Source organism: Guyparkeria sp. WRN-7 (genome assembly GCF_001641825.1).
Taxonomy (GTDB): Bacteria; Pseudomonadota; Gammaproteobacteria; order Halothiobacillales; family Halothiobacillaceae; genus Guyparkeria.
The window spans coordinates 186,214-212,003 of sequence record NZ_LRFH01000002.1; the positions used below are offsets into that span (position 1 = coordinate 186,214).

A 25,790-nucleotide genomic window follows, 5' to 3' on the forward strand; every position below is an offset into this window, starting at 1 on the left:
CTAGTCGGTCAGCCCCTCGCGTTCAGGGCGGCCGGATGGCGGACCGTCTTGCCACGACCGATGCCGTAGTAGTGCCAGCCGGTCTCGGCCAGACGCGCCGGGTCGTAGAGGTTGCGGCCGTCGAAGATCACCGGATCGGTGAGCGAGGCGCGCATCAGCTCGAAGTCCGGGGCGCGGAAGGCCTTCCACTCGGTACAGACGATCAGCGCATCGGCACCCTTCAGCGCCGCATCGCGCGTGCCGACCAGCGCCAGGTCGTCACGCTGGCCGTAGATCCGCTGGGTTTCCTCCATCGCCTCGGGATCGAAGGCCTGCACCCTGGCACCGGCGGCCCAGAGTGCCTCCATCAGCACGCGCGAGGGGGCCTCGCGCATGTCGTCGGTATTGGGCTTGAAGGCCAGCCCCCACAGGGCAAAGGTCTTGCCGGCAAGCTTGTCCCGCCCGCCGTAATGCTGGATCACCAACTCGACCAGGCGGCTCTTCTGCCGGCGATTGACCGCCTCGACGGCATCCAGCAGCAGCGGCTCGTGGTCGACGGCGTGGGCGATGCGCGACAGGGCCTGCACGTCCTTGGGAAAGCAGGAGCCGCCGTAGCCGCAACCGGGGTAGATGAAGTGATAGCCGATGCGCGGGTCGGAACCGATCCCGAGGCGCACCTGCTCGATGTCCGCCCCCAGCCGTTCGGCCATGTTGGCCAGCTCGTTCATGAAGCTGATCTTGGTCGCCAGCATCGCGTTGGCGGCGTACTTGGTCAGCTCGGCCGAGCGCAGGTCCATCACGATCACGCGATCGTGGTTGCGGTTGAACGGCGCGTAGAGCTCGCGCATCACCTGCTCGCTATGCGGGTCGCTGGTGCCGATGATGATGCGGTCGGGCTTCATGAAGTCGTTGACCGCCGCCCCTTCCTTGAGGAATTCGGGGTTGGAGACCACGTCGAACGCCAGCTCCGCGCCGCGACGCGCCAGGGTCTCGGCCACCACCTCGCGCACCTGGTCGCCCGTGCCCACCGGCACGGTCGACTTGTCGATGATGATCTTGGGCGCGTCCATGTGCTCGGCGATGGTGGCCGCCACGGCACGCACGTACTGCAGGTCGGCCGAGCCGTCCTCGTCCGGTGGCGTGCCCACGGCAATGAACTGCAACTCGCCGAAGGCGACGCCCTCGGCGGCATCGGTGCTGAAATGCAGCCGCCCCTGGGCGTGGTTCTCGCGCACGATCGGCTCGAGGCCGGGCTCGTAGATCGGGATCACGCCGTCGTTCAGGCGCGCGATCTTGTGCGGATCGACGTCCACGCACATGACCTCGTGTCCCACCTCGGCCAGGCAGGCACCGGTTACCAGTCCCACGTAGCCGGTGCCAAAGATCGCTACCTTCATTCGCTCTCGGTTCCTTCGGATGATTGTCGGTCGCCCGCCGCCTCGATCTCGGCACGCACGGCCTGGAACAGCGCGCGCGTCGCCTTGCCGTATTCCTCGCGCTTGGCCTCGGCCCGCGCGTTGCGCTGCAGCTGGCGCAACTGCTGGACGTCCACGCCCGGAAAGTCGTCGATAAAGCGCGTGATGGCGTCGTTCTCGTCGATCAATGCGTCCCGCCACGCCTCGGCCTGCATCTGCAGGCGCTGATTCTCCGGCGAGTTCGGGTCGAGACGCCGCAAACCGGCCTCGATGGCCTCGACGTCCTCTTCGCGCATCAGCTTGCCGACGTACTGGCGCTGGCGCTTGCCCGCCCCGCGCGAGCGGATCCGCTGCAGATCCTCGATCGCCTCGCGCAGCCGGTCGGTGATCGGCAGCTGGTCGAGCGACTCGGCATCCAGTTCGGCGAGACTCTCGCCGATGCGCTGGGCGGCATGCGCCTCGCGCTTTACCTGGGACTTGCTCGGCCCCCAGTACTCCTCGTCGTGTTCGTCCGCGGGGTCGTTCGGCAGATTCGGATCAGACATGGCGGCACTCGGCTTGGGCGGAAAAGGCCTCGATTCTACCCAATTCGCCGCGCCGACGACGATCGCAGCCTGCCGGGCACGCGTGTCAGCTTGATGACGCGACCGGATTCAGGCGCCAGAGACGGGCATTGAGCAGAGCGGCGAAGGCGATCCAGAACCAGTAGGGGACCAGCAGGAGCGCGGCGAGCGTACTCACCTGCCAGAACAGCAGGATCACCAGGGAGAGAAGCATCCACAGCAGCAGGATGTCGACCAGGGCGGCGACCATGCGCCGACGGCCGAAGAACAGGTACGACCAGACGGCGTTGAACAGCAGGTGGATCAGATAGAGGACCAGGCCGGCGTCGCGGGCCGACGACGGCTCGCTCATGTAGACCCGCCACGCGGCCACCGCCATCAGCAGGTAGAGCAGTGCCCAGGCAACCGGAAAGACGCGATCCGGCGGGGTCCAGACGGGTTTGCGCAGCGCCCGGTACCAGTCGTCGGGGCGGAACACCCCGCCCGTCAGCGCGGTCAGGGCGACCAGGCCGATGGAGGCCATCAGAGCGACTACGGATTCGAGCATGCGGACTCCCCTTCCTGTGCCGGTTCCTGTGCACGACAGCAGGAAGACTAGTCGTCTTGCGCCTGATCTGCCTCGATCGGGGCGAACAGTTCGGCCACCAGTTCGGTGGCGTAGCTGCCGGGCGGCAGCGAGAACTCGAGCGCCACGGTGCTCTCGTCGATGCGGTAGTCGAGGTCGTCGACGCGCACGGCCAGCGGACGGCGGTCGGATGCCACCCGCCAGTTGGCGAACCACTCGATCCACGTCTGCCCGCCAAGCCGCTCGATCATGGCCCCGACCAGGGCCGTTTCGGTCTCGGCCACACCGTCGGCCGCCTGGCTGCCCTGCTCGCCCCACAGTGGACCGGTGGGCGTCACGTCGCCCTCGGCCAACCGCTGCTGGAGCGCATCGAGCTCGTCGGATTCGGCCAGGAAACGACTGCGCGAGCCGGCCAGCTGAAGCAGATCGCCCGGCAGGACCCGGTCGAGCTCGTCGGCATCCAGACGTGTCGCGAGGACGTGATCGAATACCGCACTGCGCAGGGTCGAGATCAGCCAGTTGCGCACCGAGCGCTTGGGCTTGCCCGTGCGCTGGCCGGTGCCCCACTCGACCAGCCCGCGCAGGTTCGAATACCCCCGCCCGTAGCGCTGCGTACCGAAGTAGTTGGCCATGCCGTGTTCGGCAAGCACCGCCCGGCGGTGATCGAGGTAGGTCGACAGCTCGTCACCGCGGCCATCGATCGCCGCCACATCGCTCAGGGTCAGCCGGAAGCGGTTGGCGCGATGGGTGCCGCGACGCAGCTTGCGGTCGTGACGATCCAGCGCGAGCACGCCGATCCCGGCCTCGGCGCATTGCGCCTGAAAGGCTTGTGGATCAAAGGTTTCGTGCGGGAAGCTCAACCACTGGGTGGTGACGGCATGGCGGTCCTTCAGACCGGAGAAGCCGATGTCGCGACTGCGCGTCCCGGTCGCCTTGCCCGCCCAGTCGACCAGCGCGCCGGTGGTCATGTCGCGCTTTTCCAGCCGCACCAGCCAGTGATTGCCGGCACCGGTCGGCTCGAAGCCGAGCAGCTCGTCGACGCGGAAGGACTCGGGCGTCGCCTTCAGGCCGGCTCGCCACTCGGGCTGGCCACAGACACGCGGCCGCGTGGTGTCCGGCGCCCCGAGCCAGTCACGCGGTGCCGGCACGCGCGGGGGCTGCTCGGCGTCATTCATCCAGGAGGGTCGCGGTCCAGTCGATCGACTCGCCGCTCAAGAACGGCACGACCGTGTCGCCGCCGACCTTCACCGGGGCCGGGACGGTCTGGGCACGGCGCTCGAGCTTGAGGCGGCGCTCGTTGACCGGCAGGCCGTAGAAGCGCGGCCCGTTGAGACTGGTGAAGGCCTCGAGCCGGTCCAAGGCACCCAGCTGGTCGAATACCTGCGCGTAGAGCTCGACGGCCACCGGCGCGGTGAAGGCGCCGGCACAGCCGCAGGCGGATTCCTTGGCCCCTTTCGGGTGCGGGGCACTGTCGGTGCCCATGAAGAACTTGCCGGAGGAATCGACCGCCGCTTCGAGCAATGCCTCGCGATGCTTCTCGCGCTTGAGGATCGGCAGGCAGTAGTAGTGCGGCCGGATGCCGCCGGCCAGCATGGCATTGCGGTTGAACATCAGGTGGTGCGCGGTGATGGTCGCGCCGAGACGCTCGCCCTGCGAGCGGACAAAGGCGGCCGCCTGGGCGGTGGTGATGTGCTCCATCACCACCTTGAGATCCGGGTAGCGCTCCAGCATCGGCGAGAGCACCCGCTCGATGAACACCGCCTCGCGGTCGAAGATGTCGATCGCCGGGTCGACCACCTCGCCGTGTACCAGCAGCGGCAGGCCGGTGCGTTCCAGCGCGCCGAGCACCGACTCGATCGCGAGCGGGTCGGTGACGCCGTTCTCCGAGTTGGTGGTCGCGCCTGCCGGGTACAGCTTGACGGCATGGATGTGCGGGTCGGCCGCGGCCTGCTCGATCTCGGCGGCCGTGGTCTGGTCGGTGAGATACAGCGTCATCAGGGGCTGGAAGTCGTGCTCGGCCCCGACGGCGGCCAGTACCCGGTCGCGGTAGGCATGCGCCTCGGCCACCGTGGTCACCGGCGGCACCAGGTTGGGCATGATGATCGCCCGGGCGCACTGGCGCGCGGAGAAGCCGGCCACGGCGTCGAGGATCGCGCCGTCGCGCAGATGAAGATGCCAGTCGTCGGGCTGGCGAATGATCAGCTCATCCAAAAGAAAACACTGCCTTTTTCAGTTCGTTACACGATATATCGAGAGACGGGATTACCAGGCGATGTAGGCGTAGCCGTCTTCCTGGTATTCCATCAGCGCCGCGGCACCCACCTGCTCGATGCGGGCGAAGTCCCGCATGTCTTCCTCGGCGTAGCCGACGGTGTTCATGGTGTTGCCGCAGGCGATCCACTCGACGTCGTAGTTCTTGGCGAAACCCTCGACCCGGGCGTAGATCTCGGGGTCGACTTCACGCTTGGGCTCCTTGGCCAGCAGATGGACGCCGCCGGCAAAGCAGGCCACGGCGATCTTCACGTTGCCGCCGTACTTGCCGATCATGGCGTTCATCGAGTTGAGCACGTGGGTCTGGTAGTCCACGTCGGCGTGATTGAGCTGATAGATGACGTGATGCGCCGGCTCGTCGCCGGGGAAGAACAGTTCCTCCTGCTCCCCGGTCTGCGCCTGGGCGCGGCCGATACCGAGTGCCGCACCGGCGCCCGCCAGTGCCGTCATGAAACGACGTCGGTTCTTGAGAAAATCCTGCATTCCTCACCTCGTAACGCGGCAGGCCGTGCCTGCTCGTCAATGGTTTTCAACGTTCCGTCGCAACGCATGACCGGGCCATCCTTCGGTCCCCGCTGATCATGGTAGCTCATCGCCCCGGGCGCGGGCGCCGTTACTTCTCCTCGCCGACCCGCATGAGCACCACCCCACCCTTGGCGTAGATCACCTCTCCGGGCATGCCCTCGACCCGTTGGGCACGGGTCAGCAGCAGGTCGCCCGGACGGACATCGCGGCGCTCCACCACCTGCCGGGCGTAGACGCCGAAACTGGGCGTGTTCATCCCCCGCATCACCAGCGGCCCGGAAAGATCCCGTGCGAGCAGGCCGGCCTCCTTGACCGGTCCCTGCTGCATCTGACCGACGGCATTGAGGACGAGCGCGTTGACCACCAGCGAGAACGACAGCGCCACCGGGATCATCACCTTTGGCAGCGACCAGTTGCGGGACAGGCCGGCCGCCGCCACCAGGACCAGCGCCCCACCGACGATCAGGTACCAGGACGAGCCGAAGAACCGGTCGCGCTCGGCCAGCATGTCCTGCACGTAGGCCGGCTTGATCTGGTCGAAGTTGATCTCCACCAGCCACGGCAGCAGAAGAACGAACAGCAGGAAGGCCGCCGGCGGCAACAGGTGCAGCCAGCGGTGCTTCACCTGCGGCAGGTGCGAGGCCATCACCAGCATCAGCCCCATCAGCCCGTAGTTGAGGTAATGCGGCAGCTTGGTGCCGGAGAAGGAGAACAGCAGCAGGGTCAGACCGAACCAGATCCAGCCGAAGCGCCTCAGCGCCAGCGGGATCGAGGCCGGCTGGCCGTAGGCGCCCTGCCAGTCGGCGCGCAGATAGCGCAGCGAGACCAGCACCGCGCCGGTGAACGGCAGCAGGGCGACCAGCGTGACCACCGGGTAATACCAGAAGCCGCCGGAGTGGCCTTCCATCGCCTCGCCGAATCGGCCGACGTTGTTCTTGAGGAAGAACTCGTCGATGAAGTACTGGCCGTGCTCGATCCAGACCGCCACGTACCACGGCACCGCGACCGCCAGGAACAGCAGGATGCCCTGCCAGTCGAGCACCGCGCGCCACCAGTCACGTCCCCGTGCGGTGGCGAGATAGAAGAAGAAGCTCGCCGCCGCGGGGATGACCACCGCCACCGGCCCCTTGGTGAGAAAGCCCAGACCCATGGCGAGATACGCCCAGCGCACCCAGCGGCGCTCGCCCGTCACCCAGTGGTTGAAGGTGGCGAAGGTCGCGCCGGTGAGGAAGAATAGCAGTACCGCGTCCGAGATCGCCGCCTTGCCCACCACGGTGGTCATCAGGGAGGTGGCGGCGATCAGGGCGGCGAAAAACGCCTGGCGCGCGCCGAGGTGACGGTCGGCAAAGGCGTAGATCATTCCGATCCAGGCCGCCGAGGCCAGCACCGACGGCAGCCGGAAGGCCCACTCGGTGAAGCCGAACAGACCCACCGAGAGCGCCTGCAGCCAGTAGATCAGCACCGGCTTGGCGAAGCGCGGCTCGTCGTTGAGATACGGCGTGAGGAAATCGCCACGCTCGAACATCGCCCAGGTCGCGCCGGTGAAGGCCCCTTCGTCGAGATCGAACAGCGGCAGGCTGCCGATGCCCCAGACGTAGCCGATCGCCACGGCGATGGAGAGGACGATCAGGTGAAATCGACGGGAATCGAGCATGAGGCGGTCTCGTGACGGTCGAATGGCCTCGCGGGCGAGGACAATGGCGATGGCGCGGCAGTATACCAACCGCAGCACCGGGATCGACCGCAACACACGCCCCGAAGTCGCTACAATGGCGTTTTGCCTTCAGAACGTGATGCCCATATGGACCTCTATCCCCTGCTCCGCCCCCTGCTGTTCCGGCTCGACCCCGAGACGGCTCACCGCGTCACCCTGAACCTGGTGGACCTGGCCGCGCGCACGCCGTGGTGCGGCATGCAGCGTCGTGGCGTGGCCGAGGACCCGATCACCCTGATGGGGCTCGACTTTCCCAACCGCGTCGGCCTCGCCGCCGGGCTGGACAAGAATGCCGCCCACATCCGCGGGCTTTCCTGCCTCGGGTTCGGCTTTATCGAGGTGGGAACACTGACCCCGCGGCCACAGCCGGGCAACCCGGCGCCGCGTCTGTTTCGCCTGACGCAGGCCGAGGCGCTGATCAACCGCATGGGGTTCAACAACGACGGCATCGAGGCGGCCCTGGCGAATATCGCCGACGCCCCGCGCGACGTGCCGCTGGGGATCAATATCGGCAAGAACTTCGACACGCCGATCGAAGACGCGCTCGATGACTATCGTGCCGGGCTTGCCGCCGTGTACGCCGAGGCCGACTACGTCACCATCAACATCTCGTCGCCCAACACCGCCAACCTGCGCAACCTGCAGGGCGGCGAGGCGTTCGCCGCCCTGCTCGCGGGGCTGGCCGAGGAACGCGCCCGGCTCACCGAACACCACGACCGGCACGTGCCGCTGGCGATCAAGATTGCCCCGGACATCGAGGACGACGAGCTGCCGGCACTGACCGATGCGCTGGTCGAGCACGGCATCGATGCGGTGATCGCGACAAACACCACCGTCGGCCGACCGCTGGTCTCGGGCCTGCCGCAGGCCGACGAGGCCGGCGGTCTGAGTGGTCCGCCGGTACGCGAGCGCTCCACCGAGGTCATCGCCGCACTGCGCGAGCAGCTGCCGGAAGGGTTCCCGATCATCGGGGTGGGCGGCATCGACTCGGGTGATGCCGCGCTGGAGAAGATCCGCGCCGGGGCCGATCTGGTGCAGGTCTACACCGGCCTGATCTACCGCGGCCCGCAGCTGGTCCGCGATGTCGCCCGGGCAATCGCCGAGGTGAGCGAGCCGGCGCTCGGGGCCGAATCGGACGCCTGAGGGAGGGTCACCCGGCCGCCGCGCGGCGGCCGGCGCAGACGGGGCAATCCGCGTCCTGGCGGTACTTGACCGTGCGCCACTCGGCATCCTTGAGGTCGAACAGGGCGAGGCGGCCGACCAGCGACCGGCCCGAACCGGCCAGGACCTTGATCGCCTCGGCGGCCTGCAGGCTGCCGATCATGCCCACCAACGGCGAGAGCACGCCGGTCTCGGCGCAACGCAGCTCATCGCCACCCTCCTCGCGATACAGGCAGCGGTAGCAAGGCGCGTCCGCGTCGCGATGATCGAAGACGGTCACCTGACCGGCCCACTGGATCGCCGCGCCCGAAACCAGCGGCACGCGACGCTCGGCACAGGCGGCATTCAGCGCGAAACGCAGCTCGAAATTGTCCGAACAGTCGACCACCAGGTCCACGCCGGCGACCGCGTCGGCCAACCGCTCGCCGGCAAGCTTCGCCTCGATCGGCACCAATCGCACCTCCGGGTTGACCTCGCGCAGACGGGCGGCGGCCGACTCGACCTTGCTCTCTCCCACGCGCGACTGGTCATGCACCACCTGGCGCTGCAGGTTGGAAAGGTCGACCCGATCGAAATCCGCCAGATGGAGCTCGCCGACCCCGCTTGCGGCGAGATAGAGCGCCACCGGCGATCCCAGCCCGCCAAGACCGACGATCAGCACCCGTGCATCGAGCAGGCGTTGCTGGCCCGCGTAATCGAGGCCGTCGAGCATGATGTGGCGCCCGTAGCGCAGCAGTTGGTCGTCGTTCATGGTCTGGTCGAGGTTGATTCGTTTGGTTACGGATACCGCCAACGCAAATGCCCGGCATGAGCCGGGCATGGTCAACCGATCGCGTCAGTCGCGGCGGTCAGAGGTAGTGCCGCCAGGGATCGTCCGGTCGTTCGGGACTCTCGTCGGCGTGGCGATCGCGGATGACCCCGGCCTCCCCGGTGGCGCGATACTTCTGCAATGGCAGGTTGCAGCCCTCGATCCCGAGTGCCTCGCGCTGGTTCTGCTCGGTGTAGTCGACCAGCGCGCACTTGAGCTTCTCCATCAGGGCGGCGTCGAGGTGAAAGCCGCCCGCTTGCAGCGCCTGACGGATGGCCTTGAGGCAGATGGCGGCCAGGTCGTACTCCACCTCGAGACAGAGCGGGCCGCGCCGCCGCGCCTCGATCACCCCGGGCAACCAGCGGGCAAAGTGCTCCGCGGCCCGGGCCGGCTCACCTTCCTGGTGCGGGCCACGAAACCAGATTTCGTGCATCTTGATCAGTTGCTTCTCGTCCATGCCGGCGCCTATGTTCGCCCCGTTCGGGCTGTCACCGGTCAAGACTAGCGCAGTTGGCAAGGCGAACCAAGAAGCAGGATTTCGCGCGATGACGGCGACCTCAGGCGCGACGTCTGCCACCCGTAACGCGCGGGTGACCGGCGACGTCCCTGCGGGTCTCGATCGCCTCGAATCCCGCCTCGCGAAGCAGTCCGGCAACCGCCTCGGCCTGCTCGAATCCGTGTTCCAGTAGCAGCCAGCCGCCCGGGCGCAGCACCCGAGCCGCCTGATCGACAATGCGGCGATAGTCGGCCAACCCCTGCTCATCGGCGACCAGTGCCTCTGCCGGTTCGTGGCGCAGGTCGCCCTGCACCAGATGCGGATCGTCGGCGGCGATATAGGGCGGATTGCTCACGATCAGGTCGACCGATTGCGACGCGATCGCCTCGAGCCAGTCGCCCTGCCACAGCCCCGCGGTCACCGGCGCACCCTGCTCGGCCAGGAATGCGCGGTTACGTGCCGCCAGCCGGATGGCCACCCCGCTGCGGTCGACGACATGCACCTGCGCCTCGGGCCGTTCGGCGGCGATCGACAATCCGATCGCGCCGGTGCCCGTGCCGAGATCCAGCACACGGGGTGATGCCGTCGGGGGAATCCGGTCGAGCGCCCACTCCACCAGGATTTCGGTATCCGGTCGCGGGATCAGCACCCCCGGCGCGGCGTGAAAACGATGGCGCCAGAAACCGCGTTCGCCCACCAGGTAGGCCACCGGCTCGCCCGCCGCGCGGCGCTGGCAGAGTCGCTCGAGTGCCTGACTCTGCTCCACGGTCACGGGCCGGTCGCCGGCCAGCATCAGGGCCGTGGTATCAAGCCCGGTGACGAAACCGGCCAGCAGGCGGGCCTCGAACACGGCCTCGGCCCGGTCGCAACCACGGCCCGCGGCGATCGCATCGGCACAACGGCGCAGCAGAGCATCGAGCGACTGACCGGTCACGCCCGTCGGCCCTGTCACGCGCTTTCCTGTGCCAGGGCCTCGAGCTGCGCGGCCTGATCTGCCTGGCGCAGGGGGACCACCACCTGTTCGAGGTCGCCGCCGAGGATCTTGTCGAGCTGATGGACGGTGAGATTGATGCGGTGGTCCGTCACCCGACCCTGGGGAAAGTTGTAGGTGCGGATGCGGTCGGAACGATCACCGCTGCCCACCAGCGCCTTGCGGCTGGCGGCAGTCGCCTCGGCCTGCTCCCGCCGGGCCTCGTCGGCCAGCTTGGCCGCCAGCAGGTCCATGGCGCGGGCACGGTTCTTGTGCTGGGAGCGCTCCTCCTGGCATTCGACCACGGTGCCGGTCGGCAGGTGGGTGATGCGAATGGCCGAATCGGTCTTGTTGACGTGCTGGCCGCCGGCACCGGAGGCCCGGAAGGTATCCACCCGCAGGTCGTTGGTGTTGATCTCGGGCGCATCGGCCGCCGGGATCACCGGCATGACCGCGACGGTGGCCGCCGAGGTGTGAATGCGCCCCTGGGTCTCGGTGACCGGCACCCGCTGGACGCGGTGGGCACCCGACTCGAACTTGAGCCACGAATAGACGCCGGCGCCGCTCACCCGCGTGATCAGCTCGCGGTAACCGCCGTGCTCGCCTTCGGAGGCGGACAGCACCTCGACCTTCCAGCCCTGCGACTCGGCGAAGCGGCCGTACATGCGGAACAGGTCGCCGGCGAAGATCGCCGCCTCGTCGCCGCCGGCACCGGCCCGGATTTCGAGGAACACGTCGCCTTCGTCGTTGGGATCCTCGGGCAGCAACTGACGCTCGATCTCGGCGTCGAGCTCGGCATGCCGCGCCTCGAGCTCACCCAGTTCCTCGCGCGCCATCTCGGCCATCTCCGGGTCGCCACTCTCCACCAGGGAGCGGGCCTCGTCGAGATCGCTCTCCACGGAACGGAAGGCATCGACGTTCTTGACCAGCGCCTCGAGCCGGCCGAACTCGCGCGACAGGCGCTGGAAGCGCTCCTGGTCAGCGATCACCTCGGGGTCTGCCAGCAGCGCGGTGACCTCCTCGAAACGTTCCACCAGATTGTCGAGACGGGCGACGAGGGCTTTATGCATAAGGGGCGAGGTAGTCGAAAGCGAAGGGTGAACGGAGGATCGTCAGGCGACGTGCAGCGAGAGCGCCCGCGGCTCCCTGAAGGGGCGCGGGCAAGTGGCTATGCGCCGGGCAGCTAGGATCCGCGGTCGTCGTCGGTCGAGCGACCGCCCCACTGCCCCACCGGCAGCGCGCGCTGGGCGAGCGACTGGGCGTCCTCGTCCAGCCCGACCACGTGCGAGACGCTCTGAACGGTCGCCAGATCGCCGCTGACACAGGCTTGACGCAGGACCACCGTGGGCTGGTGGATCAGGCGATTGGTCAGGGTGCGGGCGAGATAGTCGAGCGCCTGCTGCGGGTCGCGACCCGACTCGATCATCGAGCGGGCCCGCGCCAGCGTCTCGTCGCGCATCTGCTCGGCCCGCTGGCGATAGTTGCGTATCAGCTCCGCGCCGGTCTGCAGCTGGACCCATTGCAGGAAGTGCTCGACCTGGACGTCGATGATCTCCTCGGCCTGCTCGGCCGCCTCGCGGCGGCTGCGCTGCCCCTCGTCGATGACGGTCTTCAGGTCGTCGACGGTGTAGAGGTAGACGTCCTGGAGCTTGCCCACCTGCGGTTCGATGTCGCGCGGCACGGCGATGTCGACCATGAAGATCGGCCGGCGCTTGCGCTCGCGGATCGCCTGCTCGACCGCCCCCTTGCCGAGTACCGGCAGGGAGCTGGCCGTCGAGGAGATGACGATGTCGGCGCGGTGCAGGTGGGCGGGAATGTCGCCCAGCCCGATCGCGGTGCCCTGGTACTGCTCGGCGAGCATGTGGGCCCGCTCGATCGAGCGGTTGGCGACGATCACCCGCGACAGGCCCGCCGATTGCAGGTGACGGGCGCACAGCTCGATGGTCTCGCCCGCGCCGATCAGCAGCGCGGTCTTCTCCTCGAGCGAGCCGAAGATCTGCCGCGCCAGGCTGACGGCCGCGAAGGCGACCGACACCGGCGAGGCGCCGATCTGCGTGTCGGTGCGCACCTGCTTGGCCACCGCGAAGGTATTCTGGAACAGCCGGCCGAGGATGGGCCCGAGGGCGTTGGCGTCCTGCGCGAGCGTGAAGGCGTCCTTGATCTGGCCGAGGATCTGCGGCTCGCCCAGCACCATCGAGTCGAGCCCGCAGGCCACCCGCATCAGGTGGCGGATCGCCGATTCGTCGGTATGCGAGTAGATGTAGGGGCGCAGGGTGTCGGGCGACATCCGGTGGGAGGTCGCCAGCCACTCGACCAGCGCATCGACCACGCACTCGGAATGGGTGTAGATCTCGGTTCGGTTGCAGGTCGAGACGATCGCCGCCTCGCGCGCCCCACAGTCGTCGATGAGATCCTTGAGGGCTTCCTGCACGCGATCGGGGCCGAACGCGATTCGCTCGCGCACGTCCACCGGTGCGGTCTTGTGGTTAACCCCGAAGGCGATCAGTGACATGGCGGAATTATAGCCTCGGACACCCCGATTTGACGATCCCCGATGCGCTCATCGGGACCAGTTGCCGAGACGACGCCCCCGGCCCGGCCAGTAGCGGAAGGTGGCGACGAACAGCGACAGCACGCCGAGCAGCGCCACCAGCCAGTTCGCCCACATCCCTTGCGGATAGCCGACGTCCACCCACGGTGCGCCCAGGGCGCAGATCGCGCAGACGACCACGGCGAGCGGCACCGGCCAGCGTGCGCGCCGGGCCGCCGGCCATCGATCGGCCAGCCCGGCGGCCGCCCAGGCGGAAGCTAGCCCGATAATCGAGCCGGCCAGCACGTCGGTCGGCCAGTGGACCCCGGCGACCATCCGGCTGATGCCCATCAGGGAGGCCGCGGCCAGCAGGCCCACGACCCACGGCCACGTCGGGCGCAGGCCGAAGATCAGCAGACCGGCCAGCGTAAAGGCGGTGACCGTGTGCCCGGAGGGGAAGGCCTCGCTCGAGATCGAATGGCCGATCAGGTGGAAGCCCCCCGGCTCGAACACGGCCGGTGGCCTGAGCACGTCCAGCGACGGCTTGAGGCCATGAGTGATGGCGGTGGCGATGATCACGGCGAACAGGGTCAGGATGGCCAGTCGCGGGCGCCAGAGTACGAACGGCAGCAACAGCCCGAGCGCCAACCAGGTGTCGGCCAGGGCGTTGACTCCCGCCCAGAACGGCACCGTCGTCTCGATGCCGCCCAGCGCGTTGAACTGGTGGAACAGGACTTCCCGTCCGCCCGGCCACGCAAACACGGCGATCAGCAGCACCGCGGCCGTGACGATGAAGGCCAGCACCAGCTGGCTGGCCGGATCCGGGTCGCGACGTTGTTCGACCGAAGCGGTCATCCCCTTGGCTCCTGCGTCTCAGCCGGGTTCGCATCGGTCGCGCCCGGCTCGTGAAAGGCATCGTGCTCGCCTTCGGCATCGAAGCGCACCGGCAGGTGGTAGGTGCGCACGTTGCGTGATTCGTAATAGGTCCGCGACAGCATCTCGGAGAGCACGCCCGTGGTCAGGATCTGCACGGCGATCAGCACGAACAGTATCGAAACCAGCAGCAACGGCCGATCGCCGATGTCGTGGCCCAGCAGCTTCTCGATCAGCAGGTAGAACATGCCCAGCCCGCCTAGCAGACCGAACCCGGTACCCAGCAGGCCGAAGAAATGCGCCGGCCGGGCGGAGAAGCGCATGAAGAAGTAGACGCTGATCAGGTCGATCACCACGCGGAATGTGCGCGACAGACCGTACTTGGACGTGCCGGCGGTACGGGGGTGATGCGTGACCACCTCCTCGGCGATACGGCTGGGTGCGGTCTGCGTCGCCAGCCAGGCCGGAATGAAGCGGTGCATCTCGCCGTAGAGGCGCACGCTCTTGATCACCTCGCCGCGGAACACCTTGAGACTGCAGCCGTAGTCGTGCAGATTGACCCCGGTGAGGCGTCGAATCAGCCGGTTGGCCAGCCAAGACGGCACCTTGCGGATCCAGAGATTGTCCTTGCGGTCCCGCCGCCAGCCGGCCACCAGGTCCAGGTCCTCGCGCAGCAGGCGGTCGACCATGCGCGGGATGTCGATCGGATCGTTCTGCAGGTCTCCGTCCATCGTGACGATGACCTCGCCGCGCGCCAGATCGATGCCCGCCTGCATCGCGGCAGTCTGACCGAAATTGCGGGTCAGCGGGATCGGGCGCACGTGGGTGCCGTAACGCTCGCGCATCTGGCGGGCCTGGGCGACCGTCGCATCCGAGGAGCCGTCATCGACCAACAGCAACTCCCAGGCTCCGTTATACTGCGCGAGTGCCTGGTGGACCCGATCGACCAGCGGGGCGACATTCTCCTGCTCGTTGAACATCGGCACGACGATCGATAGCGGTGCGGAAAGCATGGTCGTCATCGGATGGGACACCCCTCGGGAATGCGTGATCGTGCGATCCGCCTCAACCCGGCTACGGGTCCGTCACGACGATCGCACGTAAAAACGCGGGCAGTGTACGGCAGGAGGCTCACCGATCGCCAGCCGCCCGTCCCGTGGATGTCGTAGCAACCATGCGCCGAGTGGGCCGGCAGACCGACCGTTGGCCGACCGACAAACCAACCGACCGCTCGTCGCGACTCGACGAACCGGAGAACCATGACTTCACGGCAGTTTGATTCACAGCGTGCAGCGCCCCTCCGTGACCGGCAAGCCGGCCGCGGACCATGTCGTGTCATGTCCCCCATCCGCGCGGCCCGCTGATGACGGCCGCCTCCCCCACATCACGCCTGTCGGCGCTGGCCGATTCGCTGGCCGCGCGCCTGCCTCGCGACGAGGCGCTGGCCAACCTGCTGGAGGCGATCGCAGCCTGTCACCCGGCCCTTGGCCGCACCGCCGTGTTCCTCAGTGAAGCCGGGCGACTGGTCGCCGCCAGCGCCGGGTTCGACCGCAGCCTCCTGCCCGACGCCTCGCTGGCCGATGCCCCGGCCGACTTCCAGCCGGACCACGAAGACCGGCTCCTGCTGCAGGCGCTGACATCCGGAGAGGAGACCCCGGGCTACTGGGCCATCGAGGTCGACGCCCCCCTGCCCGAGACCGAGACGCTCGATTCCCTGCGCGCGCTCGTCCAGCAGGTGTTCGAGAGCAAGCGCGACGATGCCGCCGAGATCGAACAACGCCAGACCCAACGCATCGAGCGCCTCGAGCGGGACCAGGCGCTGATGCAGTCGTTGCTCGCCCAGATCGACACCCTGATCCTGGCCAACGACGAACAGCGCATGCTGGAGGTCGTCTGCACCCAGCTGGTCGAAACCGGGCTGTTCCTGGGCGGCTGGGTGGCGCCGGCGGAACACGGCATCACCCCGATCGCCACCGGCGGGGACAGCGAGCTGATCAATCGCCCCGACGCCACCACCCGGGCGATCCTTGTCTCGGCCATCCGACGGGCGCACGCGCTGGCCGACGCCGGACACCCGATCGTCCTCGACGAGCGGATCGGCGAACCCTTCGCCCGCCTCTCGTGGTTCGATACCCCACCCCTGGGCGCGCTGATCCCGCTCTACCGGGAGCAGCACCTCTGGGCCTTCCTGGTGGTGATCGCCGCGGCCGAATCCGACCTCGACCAGCAGGTTACCGACGTGCTGGTGCATCTGGGCGAGCTGGTCAACCGCAGCCTGGCCCAGCTCGACCTGCGCGCCCGGCTCGCCGAGGAGCAACAACGCAACACCTATCTGGCCTACCACGATCCGCTGACCAACCTGGCGAACCGTCGCGCGATCGACGCGGAACTGCCCAAGGCGATCGGCCGCGCCGACCGTCACGATCAGATGCTTGCCGTTGCCCTGCTCGACCTGGACGACTTCAAGCCGATCAACGACCGGTTTGGCCATGCCGCCGGCGACCAGATGCTCATGACGCTGGCCTCCCGGCTCAAGAGCGCCATCCGGGAGACCGACACCGCCGCGCGCCTCGGCGGCGACGAGTTCCTGCTGATTCTCGAGGACATCGACGGAGATGCCGGTCTGGCCCGCGTGCTCGAGCGCGTGAGCGCGACCATTCGCCAGCCGATCTACCTCGAGGACGGGATCGAGGTCCACGCCAACGGCTCGATCGGCGTGACCCGCTATCCGATCGACAACAGCGCGCCGGAACAATTGATCCGCAACGCCGACGCGGCTCTTTATGCCGCCAAGAACAGCAAGAACGTCCGTACCAGCGACTGGGTCATATGGGAACGCAATACCGGTCACGTCGAGTCGAACTCGGAAATGCCGGTCGCGGTTCCTCCCTATGGTCCTCAGGCGCGCACGCTTCTCGAACGCATCCAGCCCGATGTCGACCGGCTCACCCACCATTTCATCGAACGCTTCTACGAGGAGCTCGCGCAGCGGGCCTCGATCCGGCAGGTGCTCGACCGACTCACCGCGGCGCAGTTCCAGGACGTCAAGGCGCAACAGGCAGGGCATCTCGCGTTTCTGCTCGACCCGGATCTCACCGAGGAGACCCACGCGAACCGCGCCCGCCAGATCGGCCACATTCACGCGCTGACCGGCGTGTCCGCCAGCGACTTGGTGCGTGCGATCACGGTCTACATGCACGAGTTCAACGAGACCTTCAATCGGGCGCATCTCAACCAGCGCCACCAGAACCGGCTCGAACGCGTATTCACCGAGCGGCTCAGCCGCGAACTGTCGTACCAGCTCGACGCGGGCCAGGCCGTCGACGACGAATTCCAGAATGCCCTTGCCGAGCTCGACCGGCGGCGGCGCACAGAACACAACTGGCCGGCGTTCAATGAACACCTGCTCGATACGCTCACGGCCCTGCCGGGAGTCATCGGCGTCAGCATCCTTTCCCCGGACCCCGACGGTCGCTTCGTCGCCACCTATACCGAGGGGGCCGACCTGTTCACCGCTCCGCAGGGGGGCGACCAGGCGGCCTCGCTCGACCTCAAGCGTCCGCAATCCGGCCACCCCGTGTCCCTCGCCTATCGAGAGGCGCGCATTGCCGCGATCAACAACTATCGCGACGACCCGGGCGGCGAAATCTGGCGCGAGGCGGCCGCGGCCCGCGACATCGCCGCCTCGGTCGCCGTACCGATTCTCGACAACCGCGACCAGCCGATCGCGGTGATCTGTCTGCATGGCAGGCTCACGGGGATGTTCGCGACTCCGCTGGCGCAGGGCTTCACCAGCCGGCTGATGGCGCTGGTCAGCCAGGCCTGGCGACAGATCCGTGCCCCATCGACCCTGCTCTACGCCAAGGGCGACTACGACCGCTGGCGGCAGGCCTTCTACGACGGCGGTCTGGAGATGATCTTCCAGCCGGTGATCAACGTGCAAACCGGCCGACCGAGCCATCTGGAGGCGCTGGCACGCCTCTACCTGCCGGATGGCGAGGAAATCCTGCCCAACATGTTCATCCCCTGGCTGAACGACGGCCAGATCATGCGGTTGTTCGAGATGGGGCTGGATCAGTCACTCGACTGCCTGCATCGGATCGAGCAGCGCGACGGCCGCCGGCTCTCGGTGGCGATCAACCTGCCCGTCAGCGTCCTGATCGACCCGGCCACACCTGGGCACATCCGGTCTGCACTGGATCGTCACGGCATCAGCCCGGGCCGGGTGACGCTTGAACTGCTCGAACAGGGTGACACGGGCCTCGAACCCTGGGATCTGGCGCAACCCATGCAGCGGATCGGCGAGCTGGGCGTGAACCTGGCGATGGACGATCTGGGCTCGGGGTACAACAACCTGCTTCGCCTGCGCAGCCTGCCGTTCAACACCGTCAAGGTCGACCAGGGCATGGTGCGCGCCGCGCAGCACGAACCGGCCCGAGTGCTGACCTTCATCGCCTCGATGATCCAGATGGCTCATGCCCTGGAACTGCGCACCGTCGTGGAGGGGCTGGAAACGCCCGACCTGATCGAGGCAACCGCCCTGCTCGGCGGTCAGCTCGGCCAGGGGTTCGCGATCGCCCGACCGATGCGTCAGCCCCAGCTTGCCGAATGGATCGCCAGGTTCGATTTCATCGTCGAACCGAACCGACCGCGAACGGCACTGGGGGCCATGGCCGCACTCTGGGGGTTGCGAGCGCTTGGACGAGCGCACCTGGAGCACTCTGCCCGCCACCACGAACTGAGGGCCGCCGCCGCGTGGTGGGCGACGGAACACCTGGACCGGCACCGCCTGCTGGCGACCGACATCCTCTCGCTGTTGCAGGATTTCCACGACGGCAGCCTTGCTGGCGACGCGTTCGAGTCACGGCTTCAGGGCTTCATCGACGCACTGGACCGCCTGATTCGCGACAGGGCCGCGGTCAGTGTCGCCGAGGACGCCTGATCAGCAACGACCCGACCGCCGCGAGCATCGCGGTACCCAGAACGAACAGGTGGAGATTGACCGCGGCGGCCAAGACCGTCCGTGCCTCGGCCACCATCGGTCCGAGAAAGACGGCAACGCCGGCCTCGTAGGTGCCGAATCCGCCGGGGGCATGGATCGGCAGCACGGTGGTCAGGTCACCTCCGATCGCGCCGAGCACCCCCTGGGCAAATGTCAGCGGCGCCAGCGTGGCAAGCACCCACCCCAGCGCGGCGAGCTTCACCAGCCAGTTGGCCCAGGTCCAGAACAGCGTGCCGACAAACCGCGCCGGCCGGTCCGGCAGGCTGTCGAGCATCGAGACGAGCGTGCTGGCTACCCGACCTCCCCGCCCTGCCAACCGGTCGCGCAACCGACCGCGCAGCCCGTAGGCGACCAGCGGCGTGATCAACAACCCCAGCGTCAGAAACACCAGCAGCCCCGTGCCGATGCCCAGCAGATGGCCGCCGGCGGCCAGACCGATCAGCAGCACCACCTGCAGGTCGAGCAATCGGAACCACAGCAGCACCGGGACGCTCTGCACCATTGGCAGGCCGTAGTAGCGTTGCATCAGCACCGGGAAGGCCACCTCGCCCGAGCGCATCGGCAGCAGGTTGTTCATCAGGTTGTGCCAGCTCGACAGGCGGAAGGCCGACCAGAAATGGCCACGTAACGTCGCCGAGAAATAGCGGGTGATGCGCAGGGTGCGGATCAGGTAGCTCGCGACCATCAGGCCCAGGGCGATCAGCAACGCCAAGGGGTCCATCGTCTGCCATGGGGCGATCAATCGCTCCGGTCCGATCCAGCCGACCGCCCCGACCAGGAGCAGCAGAACGGCCGCCCAACCGAGAAACGCGCCGACATGCCTGCGCACAACGGTCATGGGCGCGCCCTCGCGATGGCGGATCGCTCGCTGTCGGGCGTCACTGCCTTGGGCGGCATGGGGTATTTGGGCATAATGCTCGTTTGCTCCGTGACGTGGCCGTGTCATGGCCGCTACCGGCCGTTTTCGACAGGCAGCATACCGATTGACGGCCCGAGCCGCAGGTCCGCGCCTGACACGGCCGCCTCAGGATTCACCGGACGCGACACACCCAGCGACAGCGACCACGCCGAAGACCCCGATGAGCGAGATTGCATTCCACCTGATCGACGACCCGGCCGACGATGCCTTCTGGTACTTCGCCGCCGAGCTCTGCGCCGAGCAGGCCGAGGCCGAGCAGCCGACCTACGTCGTCTGCGCCAATCTCGCCCATGTCGAGGGCTTCGACGACTATCTCTGGTCATACCGCGACGACCGCTTCGTGCCGCACACCGCCGACCCGGAAGACGCGGCCCATGCGCCGATCTTCATCGGTTGCGACCCCGAGGCCGGCGGCTTTGCCCGCGTGATCAACCTCTCGGGTGCGGCCATCCCCCGCGCGAACGAACGGGAACGCATCGACGAGGTTGTCCCGCCCGGCGACCAGCCTCGCGACGAAGCCCGTGCACGGTGGCGACAGCACAAGGCCGCCGGTGCCACGATCAGCCACCAACGAATCGAGTCGGTCCGCCAGGCCGAGACCTGAAGCCCGACGCCCCCTACCCGACGACAAGCGAACCAGACCTAACGCATGGACAAGACCTACGACCCCCGACAGATCGAACAGGATTGCTACTCGCGCTGGATGGAAGGCGGTCACTTCCGCCCGGACATGCAGGCCGACGGCGGCTACTGCATCATGCTGCCGCCGCCGAATGTCACCGGTCGCCTGCACATGGGTCACGCGTTTCAGGACACCCTGATGGACACGCTGACCCGCTGGCACCGCATGCGCGGCGAGGCCACCCTGTGGCAGCCGGGCACCGATCACGCGGGCATCGCCACGCAGATGGTGGTCGAGCGCCAGCTCGAGGGTCAGGGCATCTCCCGGCACGACATCGGCCGCGAAAAGTTCCTGGAAAAGGTCTGGGAGTGGAAGGAGCAGTCCGGCGGCTTCATCACCGAGCAGATGAAGCGTCTGGGCGCCTCCTGCGACTGGTCGCGCGAACGCTTCACCATGGACGACGGCCTGTCCGAGGCGGTGCGCGAGGTATTCGTCCGCCTGTACGAGGACGGCCTGATCTACCGTGGCAAGCGCCTGGTCAACTGGGATCCGGTGCTCCGCACCGCGGTCTCCGACCTCGAGGTGGTCAGCGAGGAAGAAAAGGGCCACCTGTGGCACATGCGCTACCCGCTGACCAATGGCGAGGGTCACCTGGTCGTGGCCACCACCCGACCCGAGACCATGCTGGGCGACTCGGCCGTGGCCGTTCACCCCGAGGACGAGCGCTACAAGCACCTGATCGGCGAGACCATCACCCTGCCGCTGGTCGGGCGACGCATCCCGATCATCAGCGACGACTACGTCGACCCCGAGTTCGGCTCGGGTTGCGTCAAGATCACCCCGGCGCACGATTTCAACGACTACGCGATCGGCCAACGCCACGACCTGCCGATGCTCAACGTGCTCACCGAGACCGCCGCCATCCGCGAGGCGGCCGAGTGCGTCGGCGAGGCGGCCCGCGACATCGACCCGCACATCCCGGAGCGCTACCGGGGGCTGGACCGTTACGAGGCCCGTCGCCAGATCGTGGCCGACCTCGAGGCCGAGGGCCTCCTGGTGCAGATCGACGATCACAAGCTGATGGTGCCGCGCGGCGATCGCAGCGGCACGGTGATCGAGCCGCTGCTGACCGACCAGTGGTTCGTCGACCTGACCCGCGACGAGACCACCACCGGCAAGCCCGGCGGCAAAAAGGCGATCACCGAGCCGGCCATCGACGCGGTGCGCTCCGGCGACATCCGCTTCGTGCCCGGCAACTGGGAGAACACCTACTTCCAGTGGCTGGAGAACATCCAGGACTGGTGCATCAGCCGGCAGCTGTGGTGGGGCCACCGCATCCCGGCGTGGTTCGATCGTGACGGCAACATCTTCGTCGGCCGGGACGAGGCCGAGGTACGCGCGAAGTACGAGATCGGCCCCGACGAGGCACTGACCCAGGACGAGGACGTGCTCGACACCTGGTTCTCCTCGGCACTGTGGCCGTTTTCCACCCTGGGGTGGCCGGAGCAGACGCCGGAACTCGAACGCTTCTACCCAACCAGCGTGCTGGTCACCGGCTTCGACATCATCTTCTTCTGGGTTGCCCGGATGGTGATGATGGGCAAGTACTTCGGCAAGGATGTGCCGTTCCGCGAGGTCTACGTCCACGGCCTGGTGCGCGACGCCCACGGCCAGAAGATGTCCAAGTCCAAGGGCAACGTGCTCGACCCGATCGACATCATCGACGGCATCGATCTCGAGTCACTGGTGGAAAAGCGCACCACCGGCCTGATGCAGCCGAAGAAGGCCAAGCAGATCGCGAAGCACACCCGCGACGAATTCCCGGACGGCATCGAGGAGCACGGCACCGACGCGTTGCGCTTCACCTTCGCCGCGCAGGCGACCACCGGGCGGGACATCAGCTTCGACCTCGAGCGCGTCAAGGGCTATCGCAACTTCTGCAACAAGCTCTGGAACGCCAGCCGCTTCGTGCTGATGCAGTGCGAGGGCGAGGACACGGGCCTGAATGATGCGCCGGTCACGCTGGGCACCGCCGATCGCTGGATCATCGGCGCGCTGCAGGAGTGCGAGGCCACGGTCACCAAGCATCTCGAGACCTATCGCTTCGATCTGGCCGCGCAGACGCTCTACGACTTTACCTGGAGCACCTACTGCGACTGGTACCTCGAGCTGACCAAGCCGGCCATCAAGCACGGCGACGAGGCGGCCCGACGCGGCACCCGTCGCACGCTGGTACGCGTGCTCGAGACGCTGCTGCGCCTGCTGCATCCGTTCATCCCCTACATCACCGAGACCATCTGGCAGCGGGTCGCGCCGCTGGCCGGCAGCAAGCGCTCGGATGACGACACCATCATGACCGCGCCCTTCCCGGCCGCCGACGAGTCGAAGATCGACGCCGAGGCGCGCGAGGCGATCGACTGGCTGCAGACCTTCATCCTGGGCGTGCGCCGCATCCGTGCGGAGATGGACATCGCGCCGGGCAAGCCCCTGCCGGTGCTGGTCACCGAGGCGAACGACGCCGACCGGGCCCGCATCCGCGAGCTCGAGCCCCTGCTGACCGCCGTGGCCCGCATCGAGTCGATCACGGAGGCCGGCAGCGACCTGCCGGAGTCGGCCATGGCGCTGGTGGGCAAGATGCAGGTGCACATCCCGCTGGCCGGCCTGATCGACGTGGCCGCGGAACTCGAGCGCCTGAACAAGGCGGTCGAGGGCGTGGAAAAGCAGATCGAGAAGGCACGCGGCAAGCTGTCGAACGCCAACTTCGTCGAGCGTGCGCCGGAGGCGGTGGTCAACCAGGAGCGCGAGCGGCTGGCGGGCTTCGAGACCGAGCTGCAGGAACTGGCCGCCCAGCGCGAACGGATCCGCCGTCTGGCCGACTGATTCCCCCGAACGGAAGAGCCTCTAGCCGCCCTGCCGCCGGGCCGCCTTGCGCGCCGCGCGCTCGTCGAAACGGCGGGGTTGCAGCCCCGCGGCCAGATCCCGCGGCAACGGTGACGGCGTGTCCTCGATGCACGAGGCGAGATATTCGGCCAGCCACGCCGACCAGGTAAGCCCGCGGGCGCCATGCCCCGTGCTTACCCAAAGGCCGTCAGCCAGCCGGCCGACGATCGGCAGCCGATCGGGCGTGGTCGCCCGCAGGGACGCCCGCCCCGTCAGTCGGTCCGCCGTCAGTCCCTGCGACAGGGACGGGGCGATCGCCGCGAGCCGCTCGCGGTTGTCCTCGTGCTCGGCCGCGCGCTCCTCCAGCCCCTCGTCGCCGGGCAGGAAGCTCGCACCGAACAGACGCTCTCCACCGGGCAGGTCAAGGGCATACCCCTCTCGCATCAGCGGGCGGCCGCTGATGGGCGAGTGACCGTCACCAGCCGGGCTGCCCCAGCTGACCTGCCCCCGACAAGGCTCGATCCAGCGGGCCAGGCCGCGGATCAGGGATCCCGTCCGCGGACCGGCGGCGACGACCACCTCGGCAAACGGTCCGTGCCGGTCGCCGTCTTCGGTCTCGATCCACCATGCCCGCGGCTCGCCGCTCACGGCGCCGACCACCTGGTCGAGCCGCACCTCGATACCCGGAGCCGACAACCACTGGTCGATGACCGCCCTTGGCCGCAGCCAGCCGGCAGTGGGGAACCACCAGCCCGGCGTATCGATATCGGATACCCCCGACAGCTCCCGCAACCGCTCGGGTTCGCACCAGGCGGCAAACCGCGGGTCCGGTTGCAGTTCGGCGGCAATGCCCGCCTGGCGATCGGCATGACGTTCGCTGCGCGCCAGCTTGATGACCCCGTTGAAGCAGGCCTGCTCACCGTCGATCAACTCGCCCAGCGCCGCGCGCATGAAACCCATGCCGGTGGCGGTCAGCTGCGACAGGCGGTTCCAGTCGCGACTGATCACCGGGGCGACCAGCCCGGCCGGGTTGCCGGACCCCCCGCCGGCCGGGCGTGGCCCGGACTCGAACACCGTGACCTCGCGACCGCGCCGGGCCAATTGGCGAGCCGTCGTCGTACCGGCCATGCCCGCACCGATCACCGCGATCGCCCCGTCACCCGCTCCAGTGGCACCCTCCGCGCTGGTAGGCACCACCTCCCGCCCGAGGCGGGCACAGAGCATCTCGCGCTTGCGCCCGAAACCGGCGCGCCTCTCGGTGACGAAACCAGCCGCTTCCATGGCGTCCCGCACGCGCCGCGCAGCGGAATAGGTGGCCGCCGTCGCCCCCGGCGATGCCAGTTCGACCAAGCGGGCGATCAGGGATTCCTGCCACAGCTCGGGATTGCGATCGGGCGCGAAGCCGTCCAGATAGAACGCATCGAAGCGCCCCGCGATGCGGGGCAATTGGTCGTGCGCCTCCCCCCAGATCATCGTCAGACGGATGCGCCCGTCGGCCATCAGTCGGCGGTGTAAGCCGGGCACGGGATCCGGCCACTGCCCCTGCAGCGAGGCCTGCAACATCCTCAGGCGATCGAGGGTATCGGCGGGCATGCGAGGGTGGTCGGCCAGCCATCGGGCCGCAAGGCGCTGCTGGGCGGCCATCAGCCGGGGAAAGTCACCGGACGCGACTGGATGCTTCTCCACGCTGACGAAGTCCAGCGTCGCCTCTGGCGGGGCCAGCTCGAGAAACAGCAAGGCGGTGACGAGGAAATTGCGGCCGGTGCCGAAGCCGGTCTCGAGAATGCGGGTGCCCTTGCCCTGGGCAAAGCGGGCTGCCAGGTCGTTGCCGGCAATGAAGACGTACTCGCTCTCGCCAAAGCCTCCCTCGGGCGAGAAATAGACGTCGCCGAACGCCTCGTTTCTGGGCGTATCGCCCTCGTTCCACGCCAGCTGCGCCGTCTGCAACGGCCAGCCGCCCGCCACCTCGCTCATTGCCGCTCGGGCAGCTGGGTGATGACGATGCGGCGGCGGTGCGGGTGGGCGCGATGCTCCCAGAGGAAGATGCCCTGCCAGGTGCCGAGCATCAGCCGTCCGTCGGCAACCGGCAGCGACAGCTCGTGGCCGGCGAGCAGCGTGCGGAAATGCGCGGCCATGTCGTCCGGGCCCTCGTCGTCGTGCCGGTAGGCCGGGTCACCGTCCGGTGCGGCGCGGCTGATCAGGGTCTCCAGATCCGTTCGCACCTCGGGCGAGGCGTTCTCGGTCAGGATCAGCGAGGCGCTGGTGTGCTGCAGGAACAGGTGGCAGAGACCACTGCCCGCGAGCTCGCCCTGCACCTCGCGCGTGATGTTGGTGAAGCCCCGTCCCGGGGTACGGATTTCGATCACTTTCGGCATGAGCGCCATTCTAGCAGTTCGCCGAGTCGAGGCATGCTGGTTGCGTGTTCCCGTAGTGGCGCTCAGGATAGGAAAAAAGTATGCTTCTCCTACCCCGGTTCAGTGCGCACAAGTGGTTCAGG

The 25,790-nt window shown here is 67.9% G+C and carries 21 protein-coding genes; 4 read left to right on the plus strand and 17 right to left on the minus strand.

Going from position 1 to position 25,790, the window contains the following annotated elements; translation table 11 throughout:
* Positions 1 to 8: 8 nt before the first annotated feature.
* From AWR35_RS01030 to AWR35_RS01060, 7 genes are all read right to left on the minus strand, one after another.
* On the minus strand, positions 9 to 1,376 hold the full coding sequence (locus tag AWR35_RS01030) for a UDP-glucose/GDP-mannose dehydrogenase family protein (RefSeq protein WP_058574100.1): 1,368 nt from the start codon (positions 1,374 to 1,376) through the stop codon (positions 9 to 11).
* Positions 1,373 to 1,939: a ribosome biogenesis factor YjgA gene (yjgA, locus tag AWR35_RS01035; RefSeq protein ID WP_058574101.1), complete on the minus strand. Its 567-nt coding sequence runs from the start codon at positions 1,937 to 1,939 to the stop codon at positions 1,373 to 1,375. The genes AWR35_RS01030 and yjgA overlap by 4 nt, the downstream gene beginning before the upstream one ends.
* Positions 1,940 to 2,024: 85 nt before the next feature.
* The gene (locus AWR35_RS01040) at positions 2,025 to 2,504 is read right to left on the minus strand and encodes a TspO/MBR family protein (protein ID WP_058574102.1); all 480 of its coding nucleotides are present in this window, start codon (positions 2,502 to 2,504) and stop codon (positions 2,025 to 2,027) included.
* Between the two features lie 47 nt (positions 2,505 to 2,551).
* Positions 2,552 to 3,697, minus strand: a complete 1,146-nt coding sequence (locus tag AWR35_RS01045) for a tRNA pseudouridine(13) synthase TruD (protein ID WP_058574103.1) — start codon at positions 3,695 to 3,697, stop codon at positions 2,552 to 2,554.
* Positions 3,690 to 4,733, minus strand: a complete 1,044-nt coding sequence (gene pyrC, locus AWR35_RS01050) for a dihydroorotase (RefSeq protein ID WP_058574104.1) — start codon at positions 4,731 to 4,733, stop codon at positions 3,690 to 3,692. Before pyrC ends, AWR35_RS01045 begins: the two co-directional genes overlap by 8 nt.
* A 51-nt stretch (positions 4,734 to 4,784) precedes the next feature.
* Positions 4,785 to 5,276 carry a DsrE family protein gene (locus AWR35_RS01055; RefSeq protein ID WP_058574105.1) on the minus strand — a complete coding sequence of 164 codons (492 nt, stop codon included), beginning with the start codon at positions 5,274 to 5,276 and terminating at the stop codon, positions 4,785 to 4,787.
* A gap of 130 nt (positions 5,277 to 5,406) precedes the next feature.
* Complete coding sequence (locus AWR35_RS01060) at positions 5,407 to 6,972, minus strand: glycosyltransferase family 39 protein (RefSeq protein ID WP_058574106.1); 1,566 nt, start codon at positions 6,970 to 6,972, stop codon at positions 5,407 to 5,409.
* A 147-nt stretch (positions 6,973 to 7,119) separates the two neighbouring features.
* On the opposite strand from AWR35_RS01060, the gene AWR35_RS01065 reads away from it, so the two are divergent.
* Entirely contained in the window at positions 7,120 to 8,175 is a 1,056-nt protein-coding gene (locus AWR35_RS01065) for a quinone-dependent dihydroorotate dehydrogenase (protein WP_058574107.1), read from the plus strand.
* A 7-nt stretch (positions 8,176 to 8,182) separates the two neighbouring features.
* Here the strand turns inward: AWR35_RS01065 and moeB are convergent, their stop codons facing one another.
* The 7 genes from moeB to AWR35_RS01100 all read right to left on the minus strand — a co-directional run bounded on the left by moeB (position 8,183) and on the right by AWR35_RS01100 (position 14,892).
* A complete protein-coding gene (gene moeB / locus AWR35_RS01070) occupies positions 8,183 to 8,944 on the minus strand; it encodes a molybdopterin-synthase adenylyltransferase MoeB (RefSeq protein ID WP_058574108.1) in 762 nt (253 codons plus the stop codon).
* A gap of 97 nt (positions 8,945 to 9,041) precedes the next feature.
* Positions 9,042 to 9,458 carry a hypothetical protein gene (locus tag AWR35_RS01075; RefSeq protein WP_058574109.1) on the minus strand — a complete coding sequence of 139 codons (417 nt, stop codon included), beginning with the start codon at positions 9,456 to 9,458 and terminating at the stop codon, positions 9,042 to 9,044.
* 100 nt (positions 9,459 to 9,558) lie between these two features.
* Positions 9,559 to 10,449, minus strand: coding sequence for a peptide chain release factor N(5)-glutamine methyltransferase (gene prmC / locus AWR35_RS01080; RefSeq protein WP_156413888.1), 891 nt, complete (start codon positions 10,447 to 10,449; stop codon positions 9,559 to 9,561).
* Entirely contained in the window at positions 10,446 to 11,537 is a 1,092-nt protein-coding gene (prfA, locus tag AWR35_RS01085; RefSeq protein ID WP_058574111.1) for a peptide chain release factor 1, read from the minus strand. Before prfA ends, prmC begins: the two co-directional genes overlap by 4 nt.
* A 113-nt stretch (positions 11,538 to 11,650) precedes the next feature.
* On the minus strand, positions 11,651 to 12,979 hold the full coding sequence (gene hemA / locus AWR35_RS01090; protein WP_082663821.1) for a glutamyl-tRNA reductase: 1,329 nt from the start codon (positions 12,977 to 12,979) through the stop codon (positions 11,651 to 11,653).
* Between the two features lie 48 nt (positions 12,980 to 13,027).
* The gene (locus AWR35_RS01095; RefSeq protein ID WP_058574112.1) at positions 13,028 to 13,852 is read right to left on the minus strand and encodes a phosphatase PAP2 family protein; all 825 of its coding nucleotides are present in this window, start codon (positions 13,850 to 13,852) and stop codon (positions 13,028 to 13,030) included.
* Entirely contained in the window at positions 13,849 to 14,892 is a 1,044-nt protein-coding gene (locus AWR35_RS01100) for a glycosyltransferase family 2 protein (RefSeq protein ID WP_058574113.1), read from the minus strand. The genes AWR35_RS01095 and AWR35_RS01100 overlap by 4 nt, the downstream gene beginning before the upstream one ends.
* Before the next feature lie 341 nt (positions 14,893 to 15,233).
* Here AWR35_RS01100 and AWR35_RS01105 point away from each other — a divergent pair, with 341 nt between their 5' ends.
* Positions 15,234 to 18,812: a diguanylate cyclase gene (locus AWR35_RS01105; protein ID WP_058574114.1), complete on the plus strand. Its 3,579-nt coding sequence runs from the start codon at positions 15,234 to 15,236 to the stop codon at positions 18,810 to 18,812.
* On the opposite strand, the gene AWR35_RS01110 is transcribed toward AWR35_RS01105, so the two are convergent.
* Complete coding sequence (locus AWR35_RS01110) at positions 18,790 to 19,710, minus strand: lysylphosphatidylglycerol synthase domain-containing protein (RefSeq protein ID WP_058574115.1); 921 nt, start codon at positions 19,708 to 19,710, stop codon at positions 18,790 to 18,792. The two genes, AWR35_RS01105 and AWR35_RS01110, sit on opposite strands and share 23 nt — an antisense overlap.
* 241 nt (positions 19,711 to 19,951) lie before the next feature.
* On the opposite strand from AWR35_RS01110, the gene AWR35_RS01115 reads away from it, so the two are divergent.
* Positions 19,952 to 20,395, plus strand: coding sequence for a DNA polymerase III subunit chi (locus tag AWR35_RS01115; protein WP_058574116.1), 444 nt, complete (start codon positions 19,952 to 19,954; stop codon positions 20,393 to 20,395).
* Between the two features lie 45 nt (positions 20,396 to 20,440).
* Complete coding sequence (locus tag AWR35_RS01120; protein ID WP_058574117.1) at positions 20,441 to 23,293, plus strand: valine--tRNA ligase; 2,853 nt, start codon at positions 20,441 to 20,443, stop codon at positions 23,291 to 23,293.
* Positions 23,294 to 23,314: 21 nt separating this feature from the next.
* On the opposite strand, the gene mnmC is transcribed toward AWR35_RS01120, so the two are convergent.
* Positions 23,315 to 25,267, minus strand: coding sequence for an FAD-dependent 5-carboxymethylaminomethyl-2-thiouridine(34) oxidoreductase MnmC (gene mnmC, locus AWR35_RS01125; RefSeq protein ID WP_058574118.1), 1,953 nt, complete (start codon positions 25,265 to 25,267; stop codon positions 23,315 to 23,317).
* Positions 25,264 to 25,677: a secondary thiamine-phosphate synthase enzyme YjbQ gene (locus AWR35_RS01130; protein ID WP_058574119.1), complete on the minus strand. Its 414-nt coding sequence runs from the start codon at positions 25,675 to 25,677 to the stop codon at positions 25,264 to 25,266. The genes mnmC and AWR35_RS01130 overlap by 4 nt, the downstream gene beginning before the upstream one ends.
* Positions 25,678 to 25,790 lie beyond the last annotated feature (113 nt).